The sequence below is a fragment of the Candidatus Mycoplasma haematohominis genome (assembly GCF_902712995.1).
In the GTDB taxonomy this organism is placed as follows: Bacteria; Bacillota_I; Bacilli_A; order Mycoplasmatales; family Mycoplasmoidaceae; genus Eperythrozoon_B; species Eperythrozoon_B haematohominis.
On record NZ_CACTIB010000008.1, the window covers coordinates 243,312 to 256,459 of the forward strand.

At 31.6% G+C, this 13,148-nt stretch carries 13 protein-coding genes; 7 read left to right on the forward strand and 6 right to left on the reverse strand.

All coding sequences use genetic code 4. From position 1 onward, the window contains the following. Nucleotides 1–2: 2 nt before the first annotated feature. The 4 genes from H6411_RS01970 to H6411_RS01985 are packed head-to-tail and all read right to left on the reverse strand — an operon-like array spanning nt 3 to nt 4,468. Entirely contained in the window at nt 3–1,151 is a 1,149-nt protein-coding gene (locus tag H6411_RS01970) for a hypothetical protein (RefSeq protein ID WP_216082952.1), read from the reverse strand. A 17-nt stretch (nt 1,152–1,168) separates the two neighbouring features. Next, a complete protein-coding gene (locus tag H6411_RS01975) occupies nt 1,169–2,386 on the reverse strand; it encodes a hypothetical protein (protein WP_216082953.1) in 1,218 nt (405 codons plus the stop codon). Nucleotides 2,387–2,427: 41 nt separating this feature from the next. Continuing rightward, on the reverse strand, nt 2,428–3,654 hold the full coding sequence (locus tag H6411_RS01980) for a hypothetical protein (RefSeq protein ID WP_216082954.1): 1,227 nt from the start codon (nt 3,652–3,654) through the stop codon (nt 2,428–2,430). Between the two features lie 7 nt (nt 3,655–3,661). After that, nucleotides 3,662–4,468, reverse strand: coding sequence for a DUF6856 family protein (locus H6411_RS01985; RefSeq protein WP_216082955.1), 807 nt, complete (start codon nt 4,466–4,468; stop codon nt 3,662–3,664). 58 nt (nt 4,469–4,526) lie between these two features. On the opposite strand from H6411_RS01985, the gene H6411_RS01990 reads away from it, so the two are divergent. After that, nucleotides 4,527–5,033: an inorganic diphosphatase gene (locus tag H6411_RS01990; RefSeq protein ID WP_216082956.1), complete on the forward strand. Its 507-nt coding sequence runs from the start codon at nt 4,527–4,529 to the stop codon at nt 5,031–5,033. On the opposite strand, the gene H6411_RS01995 is transcribed toward H6411_RS01990, so the two are convergent. After that, nucleotides 4,975–5,679, reverse strand: coding sequence for a hypothetical protein (locus H6411_RS01995; protein WP_216082957.1), 705 nt, complete (start codon nt 5,677–5,679; stop codon nt 4,975–4,977). The genes H6411_RS01990 and H6411_RS01995 overlap by 59 nt on opposite strands. A 135-nt stretch (nt 5,680–5,814) precedes the next feature. Between H6411_RS01995 and H6411_RS02000 the strand changes: the two genes are divergently transcribed. Further along, nucleotides 5,815–6,195: a hypothetical protein gene (locus H6411_RS02000; protein WP_216082958.1), complete on the forward strand. Its 381-nt coding sequence runs from the start codon at nt 5,815–5,817 to the stop codon at nt 6,193–6,195. A 196-nt stretch (nt 6,196–6,391) separates the two neighbouring features. Here H6411_RS02000 and H6411_RS02005 read toward each other — a convergent pair whose 3' ends face one another. Next, nucleotides 6,392–7,621 carry a DUF31 family putative serine protease gene (locus H6411_RS02005; protein ID WP_216082959.1) on the reverse strand — a complete coding sequence of 410 codons (1,230 nt, stop codon included), beginning with the start codon at nt 7,619–7,621 and terminating at the stop codon, nt 6,392–6,394. Nucleotides 7,622–7,880: 259 nt separating this feature from the next. Here H6411_RS02005 and H6411_RS02010 point away from each other — a divergent pair, with 259 nt between their 5' ends. The 5 genes from H6411_RS02010 to H6411_RS02030 all read left to right on the forward strand — a co-directional run bounded on the left by H6411_RS02010 (nt 7,881) and on the right by H6411_RS02030 (nt 13,134). Next, entirely contained in the window at nt 7,881–8,402 is a 522-nt protein-coding gene (locus H6411_RS02010) for a hypothetical protein (RefSeq protein ID WP_216082960.1), read from the forward strand. 197 nt (nt 8,403–8,599) lie between these two features. Continuing rightward, the gene (locus H6411_RS02015; RefSeq protein ID WP_216082961.1) at nt 8,600–9,505 is read left to right on the forward strand and encodes a hypothetical protein; all 906 of its coding nucleotides are present in this window, start codon (nt 8,600–8,602) and stop codon (nt 9,503–9,505) included. Nucleotides 9,506–9,883: 378 nt separating this feature from the next. Then, nucleotides 9,884–11,479: an APC family permease gene (locus H6411_RS02020; protein WP_216082962.1), complete on the forward strand. Its 1,596-nt coding sequence runs from the start codon at nt 9,884–9,886 to the stop codon at nt 11,477–11,479. A 90-nt stretch (nt 11,480–11,569) separates the two neighbouring features. Continuing rightward, entirely contained in the window at nt 11,570–11,845 is a 276-nt protein-coding gene (locus tag H6411_RS02025) for a hypothetical protein (protein ID WP_216082963.1), read from the forward strand. Nucleotides 11,846–11,994: 149 nt separating this feature from the next. Beyond that, nucleotides 11,995–13,134, forward strand: coding sequence for a hypothetical protein (locus H6411_RS02030; RefSeq protein WP_216082964.1), 1,140 nt, complete (start codon nt 11,995–11,997; stop codon nt 13,132–13,134). The last annotated feature ends 14 nt before the right edge of the window (nt 13,135–13,148 follow it).

Below are 13,148 nucleotides of genomic sequence, written 5' to 3' on the forward strand. Positions count from 1 at the left end.
ATTTATTTAGTTTTATTTGGGCAAGTTTTTGAATCTTTGATTTTGGAAGCTATTTGTTCTAAACCATTATCTTTTTCTTCTGCGAAAACATAGTTTCTTTTTATTAGGCAGTTAAGAAAATTATCTTTATCTGTTGTAGTGCTAGTATCACATAAACAACAATTCTTCAAGGGTTTATCTTGATTTTCTTTGAGCCACTTAGTTTTTTCTATTCTTACTTGTTTTTTTTCAATTGTTTTTAAGATTTTGTTTATGTGATCTTCTGGTTCGTTGCTATCTTCTTTAGGTGAGTTAGATTGTTTTTTGTAGGTAAATTTAAATTTGTTAGGGATATTTGCGAAATATTGTTTTTTGTTTAAGTCGTTATTGTTGGTTGCTGATGTTCCACTGCTTTCTTTAATTAATTGGGTTATTTCTTCTTTGTATTCAACTGGTTTATAGGAGTAATCTATGAATCCATAGATAAGAGTTCCTGTAAATGATTTGTATTCTGCATTAGTGCTTGTTGTATTGTTTTCTAATTCTGTGAAGGTGTTGTCTTCTAATTTGATGTGAGCTTGAACAGGGCTTAAATAGATATTTTTTTGCGCGGAGTATATGTTTTTTATTAGGTAGGAGAAGTTAGTTTGGGTTTGTTTTAGTGTTTCAAATTGACAATTGTTTTGTGTACAGCAACAATCTTGGTTTGTGCTTTGATTATCAGAGTAGCAACATATACAGGAAGAAGAGCATGTTTGTGGTTTAGTGCAGGTTGTGGAAGAAAAGTTTGAATTGAATTTACTTGCATCTCAACTTAGACTTCTTATTACGTTTAATCCGTGTTGTACTAATAGAAATTTCTTGGCTATCTCGTAAAGAGCGTTGTGCTTAGTATTGCTTTTGTCGAAAGGTTTTCATGTTTCTTTTTCTTCTTTTGAAGAAGAGGTTGAAGCTTTAGTGGGAGTAGATGTTTTTTCTCAGAACTTAACTTTATGTGATTGTGATAAGTCATCTATAGCTAATTGAATTTTTTCGTTGTTGTTTCCATCTTTGTCATAGAAATAGACCTCTATGTACTGTAGGTATGGATAACTGTTAGATAGAGTTATTGATGCGCCTCCGGCAGTTAATAGGGTAGTAGTTCCTAAAACTAGTAATTCTCTGTAATTCAATAAATTTAATTTTTTATTTAAGGAGGAGAGGCGCTACAACACCCTTCAGCTTCTTTTATTTTTTTTGAAATATTTGTTAGTCCATTACTTTTCTCTTCTGCAAAAAAGTAATTCCTTTTAATTATGCAATCTAGATTGTTTTTCCCTGGGGATGCGGGATCGCAACAACAACAATCATCTATATTGGCTTCATTTTTCAATAAGTCAATTTTGTTTTTTAAATCTTGAGTTGTTTCCAGAGCTTTAAATACTTTATTTATGTGATCTTCTGGTTCAGAGGTTGTATTAGTTGTTTTAGCATCTGATTTAGTTTTGAGAGTGAATTTAAATCTATTTGGGATGTTAGAAAAGTATGCTTTGCTGTTATCTGTTTTAGGATCCAATAATTGAACAGATATTCCTGGATTTTGTTTATTTATGAAATTTTTTATGTCGTCGATGTAGTCTACTTCTTTATATTGATAGTCTACAAAGCCATAGGTCATTGTTCCAATAAAGGATTTGTATTGATCTGTTGAAGCTCCGCTGCTTCCGGATGATCCAGATTCATTTGTCGGTTTTAATTTTGCGAATTCAACATCTTCTAATTTGATGTGAACCTGTATGGGATTGAAATAAATGTTTGTATGTGGAGAATATCCTCCGCCTTTTCAATAGCTGACGCTTATTTGTACTTTTTTGAAGTCATCAAAATTACAGTTGTTTCCGTTTTGGCAGCAGCATTGATTGTTTGCATTGTTGACATAACAACATAGGCAGGTTGCGCATTTTTCTGGCGTACATGACCCCCCCTTCGCTGTACAACAACATTTATTTCCTTTAGAACAATTTGGAATTGTTACGTTGGTTGTGCTATTGTTCTCTAGAATGCTAAGAACCCTAATTAGATTTAGTTTGTGTTGAACTTGTATATATTGTCTGGCTATTTCATAAAGTGCAGTATATTTCTCTTGTTCGCTAATATCTGTTTCATATTTGATGTATTTTCATTCTCCATTTTCCGTAGAAGGAGTAGATGTTTTTGCGGGCGCTTTTTTTCAAAATTCAGCTTTGCTTATTTGAGATAGATCTTCTATATCTAGTCTTATTTTTTCTGTGGTATTTTTATTTTGATCATAAAAATGAACTTCTATTAGTTTTAAATAGGGTCATTTATTAAGCAGAGTAATAGAAGTTGCGGCAGTAGCAACAGATGACGTTAATAAAACCCCTAAAATTTCCTGCGTTTGATTCATTTTTAAAGGTGTTTTTTATTTAATTTTTTCGTCTTTTATTTTTAAGGAGGGGTAGCGCAACAGGTTTTAGAGTTTTCTAATTTTTTAGAGATATCTGACAGTTTGTCTTTTCCAACCATAAATACTAGATTTCTTTTGATAGTGCAATTTAAGAAATCTTCTTGAGTGCCGTTGTTATTGTCGCAACAACAACATTTGTCTATTGCTGAATTGTTAGTTAACCAATCGACTTTCTCAGTAACTTTCTTTTTATCTTTTATTTCATCTCATACTTTCTTTATGTGATCGTTTGGCAGTGCAGAATCACTTCCTGAGCTAGTGCCATTTTTCTTTTTGGTTGTGAATTTGAATTTGTGCGGGATATTTGCAAAGAATGTTTTGCCATTATTATCAGGTTCTATTAATTCATTATTCGAATCTTTATACCCCCCCTTTATGTCAGAAGAATAATCTTGTGGTTTATATTGATAATCTATAAAGCCATAAGCTGTTGATGCAGTGAACGATTTGTATTCAACTGATGCATTGTTTGAATCTGCATTTGTTTCTAAATCCGAAAAATTAGTGTCATCTAGTTTTATGTGTATCTGTACAGGACTTAGATATCTATTTACTTGAGATGAAGAAATGTTTTTGAAGTAATAGCTGAATCCGTTTTGTATTTTTTTAAATTCATCAAATTTACAATCAGTTCCATTTTTACAGCAGCAATCATTGCCATTTGCACTATTTTTATCTGCATAGCAACATAGACATGTTGCACATGTTCCATTAGTGCAAGTTGATCCCGCCGTTTGACAACAACATTTTCCATTTTTACAAATGTTTTCTATCTTTAGATAATCAGTTGTTCCGCTTTGTTTAGCTTTACTTCAACTGAAACTTCTTATTAGGTTTAGGTAATGTTGTACTTCTAAATATTGTTTTGCTATTTCATGAAGTTTTAGATATTTAGATTTTTTTGTTGCTTCTTTTTCTTCGGTGATGGATTTTCATTTTTCTGGTTGAGGGTTTGTATCGGTAGCAGTCAACAAAAGTGTAGTTGTGACAGCAGATGAAGTAGCAGAAGTTGTTTCCTGAAATTCTACTTTGTTGACTTGAGAAAGATCATCTATAGGTATTTTTATTTTTGTAGTTGCATTACTACTATCAGTAAAGTGAACTTCTATCATTCTTAGATAGGGCTCTTTGGTTGGTAAAGAGGCAAAAACTGCTGTAGTAAGAGCAGGAGGAACTAATAAGCTTAGAATCCCTTTTTGACTAGCCAACTAAAAATTATTCGAGTCCTGTGAAGTAGTATTTAATGTATCTTTTTAATTCGATTTCATTAGATAGAGACTCATCTTGTTCTTTGTCTTTTAAACCAGGCAACTTATCTTTATAAAAAATTTTTGGTACTCCATTCTTGTAGATCAAGATAGTTGGAGTACCGGAAACATTTTCTCCAAATCTTTCTATAGCTGCTTGAAATACTTTTCTGAAATCTCTTGCAGATTTATCGTTTCTTATATATGTTCCTGCAATTCTTCCTTTTGTAAAATCATCCGCTTCCCATCTAGCTCAAGGTAGAGTTCAAAATTCATCGCTTGTTGAATCTTTTGTGGCTTCTGGTTCGTCTTCAAACATTAAAAATTTGATGTTCAGGTTTTTTAGTTCCTCATCATTTCTTGTAAATTCAAAAGCTGACATTCAAGCTCCATTGCTCATCTTGTCTCTTTTCAATCATAAGTTTCCCCTTGCGATTGTTTGGTCTCCGAATAAGAATCCTGTACAGTGTGGACAGGCTTCAGAGCCGTAATAAATTAAGTAGTTCCCTTCGTTATATGACTTGTCTCCATGTATAAGTTTTTTGTAAGAATGCGCCACCAATGTTGCATCATGAAATCTTTTTCCATCCATTACTTCAGATCATCTCATATTTTCTGCTTTACCACTTTCAGGAACAGCTCTTAATAGATAATGACTTTCGTTTACACCTGCATCGCTTGCATAAACTATTCCACTAACAGAAACACCTATCCCGACTGCCCCTAAACCACAGGTAACTCCTGGATTAGCAACTAGTAAATCTATTAATGACATTTAATTTTTGTTTAATATTTGATTAAGTAATATATATTTATTTATATTTAATCCTAATATGTCTTCCAATAACGAATTGATAGCAATAGTAGAAATTTCTAAGAATAGTAGATTGAAATATGAAATTAATAAAGATACTGGCAGACTTTACTTAGACAGAATAGTTAGTGGTGCATGTGTTTATCCACATAACTATGGTTATATTGAGGAGACTTTGGATGGAGATGGAGACGCGCTTGATGTAATGGTTGTTTCTCAAGAAGCTTTACATCCTGGAGTAGAGGTTCCTGTGAGAATATTAGGAGCTTTGAGAATGATAGATGGAGGAGAAAGAGATACTAAGTTGATTGGTGTAATTTCAGTTGATGCTAGATATAACTCTTTAAAAACATTTAAAGATTTACCTACAGGTATGGCAAATGAGATAGTTGACTTTTTTAATAATTACAAAAAACTTGATAATAAAGAAGTTGTTACAAATGGTTTTGTTGAAGATCCTGTTGAGATTAGCAAGATCATCCAAGACGCGAAAAAACTTTATTTGGAAAGTTGCGGTAAAAAATAGATAATTTATCAGCTATTAGTCTTCATATGCCGATAGATGATTTAAGTTCTACAGAGTTGTCTATATTTCTTATTACATCTTCATTTACGCTTTTGAATACCAACAAAGGCAATGAAGATTTTCTTGTTACAGAATCAGCTATTCTTCAATTTTTAGGATAGTCTTCGTTTTCGCCTATCAATACAACTCCCGCTATATTTCTAGTTAGGTATTGAATTCTTTCTCTTGGCGCTTGGATTAGAAATTCGTGTATTTGATCATTTGTTTTTAGAAAATCTTTATTTTTAATTTGAACAAAGAAGTCTTTATAGTCTTGATATAGATCCGTATATTTTGGAATCATTGCAACGTCTATATTGGACTTTCTCAGCTTATCCCTTATCCATATAAACTCTGCTATCTTTTTTGCGTGAATAGGAGGAAAATAGAACTCTTCTTCTAGCAGATTTTTTATATTTCTAACTGTATATTCTTGTCTTTTTATTAAGTCTTGTAAAGGAGGATTCAGATAAGATCAGTCGTCAATTGTTTGTATTTTTTTATTTAATTTTTTAGAAAGCTCGGCAAACTCCTTTATTTTTTCCGGATTCGCTATAAGAATTAGCTTCTTTTTCTTTCAACATGGAATGTATTTTTGATTATTCATTAATCACAATTTAATTTTGACATGTTTTTGATGTAATTGTTTAAAAAATTGAATTGTTTTGATAAATTTTTCATCTAATCAATTTTTAAAAATGTTGAATTCTGTTAAAATCTGTAATTCTTTCCTGGTTAGATATTGTCGTGAATCATGGAGATAAGTGCAAAAAATAGAGAGGAATTTTTGTCTTATTTCGATGATTCTCAAAGAAAATTTATTTCTTTTATTTTTGATTATCCTGAGAGGGAACGACCAATAAATAGTTTTTTGTTTAATTTTTCTAAAGATTTGTTTGCTAAAGAGTTCGGTTTAGAGGAAGAAGAGAAAGTTAAAGAAGAATATAAGAGAATTGTTAAAAGTTTAAAGAAGTTTAAGTTTTTTACTGTTGAAGGAGCAAAAGGCAATTTTTTGATTTATGAAAAGTGAAATGATGATTTTACTTGTTCGATTGTTATAAATCCTTTACTTATTCCTTATATCTTCTCTTTTTTTGAGTTTAATGCCGGAGAACGAATATAGTTGTTTTGCAAACTCTAGAACTTATAGATAGTTTTTTCTGTTTTATTTATTAAAGGATTTGGTGTTTTTCTCTTTCTTATCGCGGGAAGGTCAGGATTAGACATTTTTTGTATTTTCGGTTCTATAAAAATTACCAAACTAGTTTATTTTATTAAGTTTTCCAAACTATAAATCCTGTGAATGAAATATTTATCCTTTAACGTTTCTTGGATGTTTTGGATTTAGAACTGACTATTTTTATTCAGCCCATTTTTCTAGCCATTCAAGTTTTTCTTTTATTTTTTATTACTTCAGACTTAAAGGAAGAGGTTTGATCTTTAGATCCAGATAATAAGTCATGTTCAGGAGATAGATCTGGATGATTATTTGTTGATGTTTTAACTGTTCTCAATGGTTCAATTAAACCTCAATTTTTTCCTTCTCTATCTATAGCACTATATAAACCTAATACATTTCCATTGATGTCAGACACTAAAGATCCAGATGCTCCTGCGCCAGAGAAACTGTTTTCAAGAACATGTCTGTAACCTCAGTTTCAATAATCTTTCTTATTCCATGTAATTTTCAGCCAATCTTTTCATGAATCAGATACGAAATTACTTTTTAATTTTCCTGCTCTTCTTTTTGAGGATGAATAATTACTAAAAGGCAGATGACTTGATCAACCGTTTGTTGGATATCCTACAGTGAAGAAAGCTTTATTATTTAATTCTGAACTGGTTGCTGATTTAAATCCAGAATGAAAGAAGTTTAGAGGGTTTCTATATTTAGTAGAAGATGAATGATATTTTCCGAACAGATTATTAGTTATTATCCTCGCCTCGTTCTCATCTTTAAAAGTAACTTCTATTACCGTAAAATCTTTTGTGTAGTCTTTTCCTTTCCTATTAGCAGAGGTTTTTATGAAATTTCTTGGTTGGTAGAAAAAGTTAGCTTCCTTGGGTTCTGTGGAAACAAATTTAGGGGCATTATCCTTTATATTTGTGTTTAGAGAACTTGCGGAAACTTTTGCCAAATTGTAATTCTTCTTTTCTTTTTTAGATTGAGCAGCGTGTCAGAAAGCAGCATCTTCTAATCTATCTCTATTTCTTGGCTTGTTGTTAAATGATTCATATGATCATCTTCTTCCTAGGTGAATAGGAGTTTGTTTTTTATTGTTGTAACATTTTTGATCCAGAGAACTTGAATTTATTGGATTTCCAACTTTGTACTTATCTCCTAATAAAAATTTACTTGCAACATGAGAATTTGTCCCTACATATCAAGTAGTTGGATATCTACCTTTGTTTGGAATATCAAAGTCTAGAAACCATCCTGTACCTCTATGGCAGCTTGTACTAATGAGAACTGTGTAGTCCTCAAGAGTTTCAATTATTTCTTTTGCTTTTTCTGATTCGACATTTAAAGTTGTTGCTGGTGTGAACATCTTTTAAATTGGATTGCATTCTATAATAACTTTTTCTAAAAAACTCGCTAAATAGTTAACTTTTTTATATTTTTTTCTTTATTTCGTTCCTGACGTGCTTAAAAAAATAGCTAATTTCCGCATTTAATTTGGTATTTTTTGACCTTGTCAAACAATCGGCTGGCTTGTTTATCTACAATCACCTTGTATATTTAGGTTCAAAGTAATTCACATCGCAAGCCAAATAAGTATAAAGGAATAAATTCAGAAAAATAAAATTATGACCCCCAAAATGAAGGCCATGGCCTTTAGTTCTACCGTGACTGCCGGAGTATTTACTACTACTTTATTCGGTTTGTTGACTTATCAAGATAATGGTTCTGTAGAAGCTCCTTCTAAATTAAGTAGTATTTCTCCTCAGTTAGATTCATTATGCAGGACATTCATGAATTTATTTGATCTAAACGACGAAGACATTACTGAAGATTTCATTAATAACGCACAGAAAAAGAAAACTCAACCAAACAATCAGCTATTTTTAGAAGTTCACTGAGTATGCAAGGATTTGGTGAAGGATAGTAGTTCTGCGAATATAGACAGAGCTAATAAATCAATGTGCTACATATGAAATAAAGGGATTGAAATGAATAAGTTAATTGACAAAGATGGAATTTCTTCATATTGCAGCGCCCACCAATCTAATGGAGATGTCTATAAAAATCGATATGGTGAACAATCTCAATCTTTAGATGACTACCTTAAATCTTGAGAGACTTCAGATAATGTTCAGGCTTCGGCTTAAATAACTATATTCATACAAACCCCAACTAACTATTAGTCTATTGAGAAAGAATTTTTAATTTAAGAATCAAAAGTTTAAAGACCGACGCCAATTCTTTGGACAATTTACAGGCTTCTTGTTTTGTGAGCTTTATCCCTATTTATTATTATTATGATCAACATAGCTAATCGGCTGTGTGATTATTAAATTAACGACCCATGTCAAAAACAGTTATAGGTGCAGTAGCACTTACCCTCGTTTCAGGTGGCTCTGCCTTAACTGCTCATGTTACAGGAGCTTTTGTTTCTAATGTTGATTCTGAGAAGAAAGAACCTTTAGTAGGCGGATTTGAAAATTCTCCAGTTGTTTTGGAGAATGTGTCTGCTCCATCAGATGAAGATTCCCAAGAGTCTGATGATTTAGTTTCTGCTCCAAATAATTCACCTTCAGTATCTTTTGTTTCTGATGATGGTGGAGTAAGTGATGTTTCTAAACCCACATTTCCTGCGAGACCTAAACATTTAAATAATTTGGGTTATGGATCGGTAAGAAGTTCGTCTACTGTTTCTAGAAGAACTGTGGTTATGCCTTCTCCTAGAGTAAGTGTCTCTTCAGGTTATGAATTCTCTTTGACTTCTTCTGTTGAAGCAATGAGAAAAGAGAGACAAGAGAGGGGAATTTTGGGAGATGGTAATGTTTTGAGTTATTCAGGTTCGTGAACAGCATTACTAAACGCCGATCCTACCTTCATTGAAGATAGTAAGTTTGTAGATGCTTGAGGAAAAAAATGAGATTACTTGGTAACTCAGAAAGATAATAATCTGGTTCAAGGGAATGTTTTCTCAACTGTTTCCACAACTGATAAAGTTGCAGGATATAAGTATTTATCAACTCTTTGTTGAGATGCGTATGTTGGTTCTAAGGGAATGACGAGAAATGGGCAAGCTAGTCATTGATCATTGCCTATAGCTGCGCAAAAATCTAATCTTGTTAATGTTTATGGAAAACAGCAGTCACATATTGGCGCGTACTGACAGGCAGTTTGGAGATTCTGCACTAAACCAGATTTAAATACTGTTCAATTAGTTCCTACTGACTGAGGTACACAAGTTTTTTCTAGATAGTTTGCTTTTCCTGAATGATTCAGGAAATACGCTTATTGGATTAGGTAAGAGTTGGTTTTTCTTAACTGATTGCAGATAACTTAAATTAAAGATTTCTTATTTAAGTAATAAACTTATTTTTAGGTAGCTTTCTGTTAGATAAGAGCAATTGATTAATAGTTTATAGGGTTTAGAAATGTCTTTAGTAAGGAATATAGAAGTTGCTTTTTTAGAAGATTGAGAATTTAGGAGGAAGATCTAATATTCAAGGAGTTTTTATTCTTTTTATGTTTTCAAAGCTGTTTAATTTATTTTTCTTTGGTAAGCATAACTTAATTGGTCAGAAATTAATTTTTTAGTTAAATAACTTATTTTTTCTTAAAAATTAAGGTAATTTTTGTGCCTCAAAGTCCACAGAAAAAACATTTAGATCCGTTTACGGTAGTAGCGGGAGTTGTTTGTACGGTAATAGGAGTTGGTATTTTTTATAAGAATGATTCAGTTTTTACTATTGCAGGAAATAATTGAAAAACTGTAATTTTTGCTTGATTATTAGTAGCTTTTATATGCATATGTACTGCCTTTTCTTACTCTAGAATAGCTCTTTATCATCCTACAGATTTAGGTTTTTGTGGGTGAGCTTCTCCAGTAATAAATCAAAAGTTTTCTAATTTCTTTAGTCAATTATTCATATTGTTTAAGTTAGGTATTTCTATACCTGCATATTGCTTTTACGCCTCGTCTACTTTCCTCAAGATTTTGCCTGAGGATAAGAAACTTTTGAGTGATGGAGCCGGATCTTATTCTACTTTTGGAATCGTAGCTCTTTTAGGTTTATTTATTTTGATTGGAATAATTTTGTTCAATTATTTGAAGCCTGATTTGGCTATTAAAGCTCAGAAATTATTTTTTTATTGTAAGTTTATACCTATTTTTATAGCTGTGATATTTGGTTTGCTTATAAGTGTGGTTAATTGAAAAGCTGGTTTGTTTTCTAGCAGTCCTCAAATTATGAAAAAAGGGGGCATAACAGAAAATGCAATTGTTTCTGATTTTTCTTTTCAGAGAGTAATACTTGCTGTTCCTGGAATTATGTTTGCATTTGATGCTTTTTTAAATGCCGGTTTTTTTTCTAAGAGACTTCAAAACCCTAGAAAGTCTTTGCCAAGAATATACATGGTAACTATTTGCATATTTACCTCTCTTTATTTGATTATTACTTTGAATCAGTTATTGAATGGAACTGGGAGCATACATGAAATATTTAATGCTAAGAATTTATGGGGATCTGAAACAGCTTCGCGTATTATTCAGGGAATTTTTTTAACTTTCATATTTCTATCTGCATTGGGTTTAGTTAATGGGTATGCAAATACTGCTCCAACAATAATTGGACAAGCGTTTAAGGATGATGTTTTTTATATGAAGAGATATTTCTTAAAGAAATTTAAAAATGAAAAGAAAGCAATATTTATGTTTTGAATTATGGTTACTTCTTTCTGAACAACTGTGATGTTGTCTGCTTCTGCTGCAACTAACTCAGATGCTTTTTTTGATGGTTTAACTAATATTCCGTCTTTATTTATTTTTGCTGTGTATGGGGTATTAGCTGGAGCTTATGCATATAGAAAGTGGCAAACAGCAAACTTTAGAAAAGCAAATGTATCAGAGAAGAAAGAGTTGATTCTTGTTTCGATTGCTTCTTCTATTGCTGCTTTTTCATGGGTAGGAATTGTTTTATTTCAATTTATACACCTTTGTTTGTATAGGCCTGTCAGAGATTTCAATGGTGTATTTGAAGTTTGGAATGGCCCTTGAGGAACGAATGGAACTCAGATTCGTAATTGGCAGGCGGCTTTAATAATGCTTATATGTCTTACTTCTATATTTGTTTTTTACTATGTGGACAAGATGTATAAGAAAAAAGAAATGAGTGGTCTGGATTGTTGAAAACTTGGTTCAAAAAGATCTTGATATTTCAGCTTTAATGACTAGTTTTTAGAAAATTTTTAAATAAAAATAAAAAAAATTATTCATTTTTTTAACTTTGTAGCTAGAATAATTCTCGTAAATTATTAATTAATTATGTTTTTTCTTGATTCATTCCCTTGTGGAACAGTTTGTGATTCATATCCTCATATATCTGAAATTTTTTCTGATGCAGAAAAAGATGAAAGATATGCTGAAGAAGGGCCAAAGAAACCTGGTAGATGTCTTCTAGACAGTTACAGAGAAACAGAAGAAGAAAAACAAAAACCAAGAAAACTATGTTGAAAAAATTTAAATCTGAAAGATGGAGATCAAACTTGAGTAACTAAAACAAGATATTCTTCTAGATTAGCTGATTATTGTCAAGAGTAGTTGAATTGTTTTAGTTTTTTCAAGCTAATTCATTCAATTTGTATTTTTCTTTTTTAAGACCTATATTTTTATTTTTTTGAGATCTTTTTAAAGTGGTCATTTCAAAATAGATTTGGTTTCTATAATGCCGAGACCAAATCTAAAAAACAATGTCTATATTTTCAACTATTGTTAAGGCTTTAACGGCTACTGGTGTTGTATCTGGAGCAGCAGGTGTAGGTTCCAAAATATATCTAAAAAATGGTCATGGTTTTGGGACCATGGATGTGGTTTCTAAGACTGATGAAACAACGCAGCAATCACCAACTGTTACTCAAGAAGAGCAAGCATCAGAAAGAACTAATACTCCTAGAACTTATGGAACTGAATTGACTAAGAAAAGTTTTACTTTGGTTAGTGAATCCACTGAAGATAGCATCATTTTGAATATCATGATGGAAAGATTGGATCCAACCAAAGCTAATTTAACTTATGGCAGCGGACAGAGATTTAAAACTAGCTCTCAGGTTGTATTTGGTCATAAAACTTTTACTAGTACAGTAGGAAATAGTAACTACTCCCTTACTGTACTTCAGAAACCTGATGTTTTATACGTAGCTGCTTGAAAAACAGCTTGCGTTACCGCTTTAAATACAGTTGTTACAGCAGAAGTTGAACAACATGGTAAACCTGAATACAACGAGCTTGCAAGATTAAGAGAATGATGTACTGTTCCTAAAGTAGATGATGTTTTAAAGAGACATAAACTTAAACCTTTAAGTACAACTGATGAGAAGGATGATTCTAAATGAAAAGAAGTAATAGCTGGAGGTTGATTTAAGAAAGAGAATAATAAGAATAATTGAGAAGATCAGTCTTTTATTGATGGAGAAGATTTAGATAAAGTTATTGGAGCTAATAAAGAAGGAATTAAAGATAAAGAATCAATTACTAAAGAACAAATTGATGTATTTAAAAATAAGTGTAAAGCAGTATTAGGACAAGCGTTTGTAAGAGATAACTTCTATTTAACTACTCAATTCATTAAGGGAATGAGCAGTGATACAACTAAACCTACAATAGATCCTTTTCAAGAAGCAGCTTTATTTTGTGTAGAGCCAATGACTGCTACAACATATATAACTGGCTCTTTACAGGGTTCAGAAAGTGCCGATATAGTAGTAGCTAATACAGACTACTGTTATTTGACTGATAATCAAAGAGAAACTTGAACAACTAATAATCCTTTGGGAGGTAAATCTTTCTGATGCGCTGTTAAGGCTTTATATAAGAATAGGACTGCTAGTTAATTTTTTATAAATAG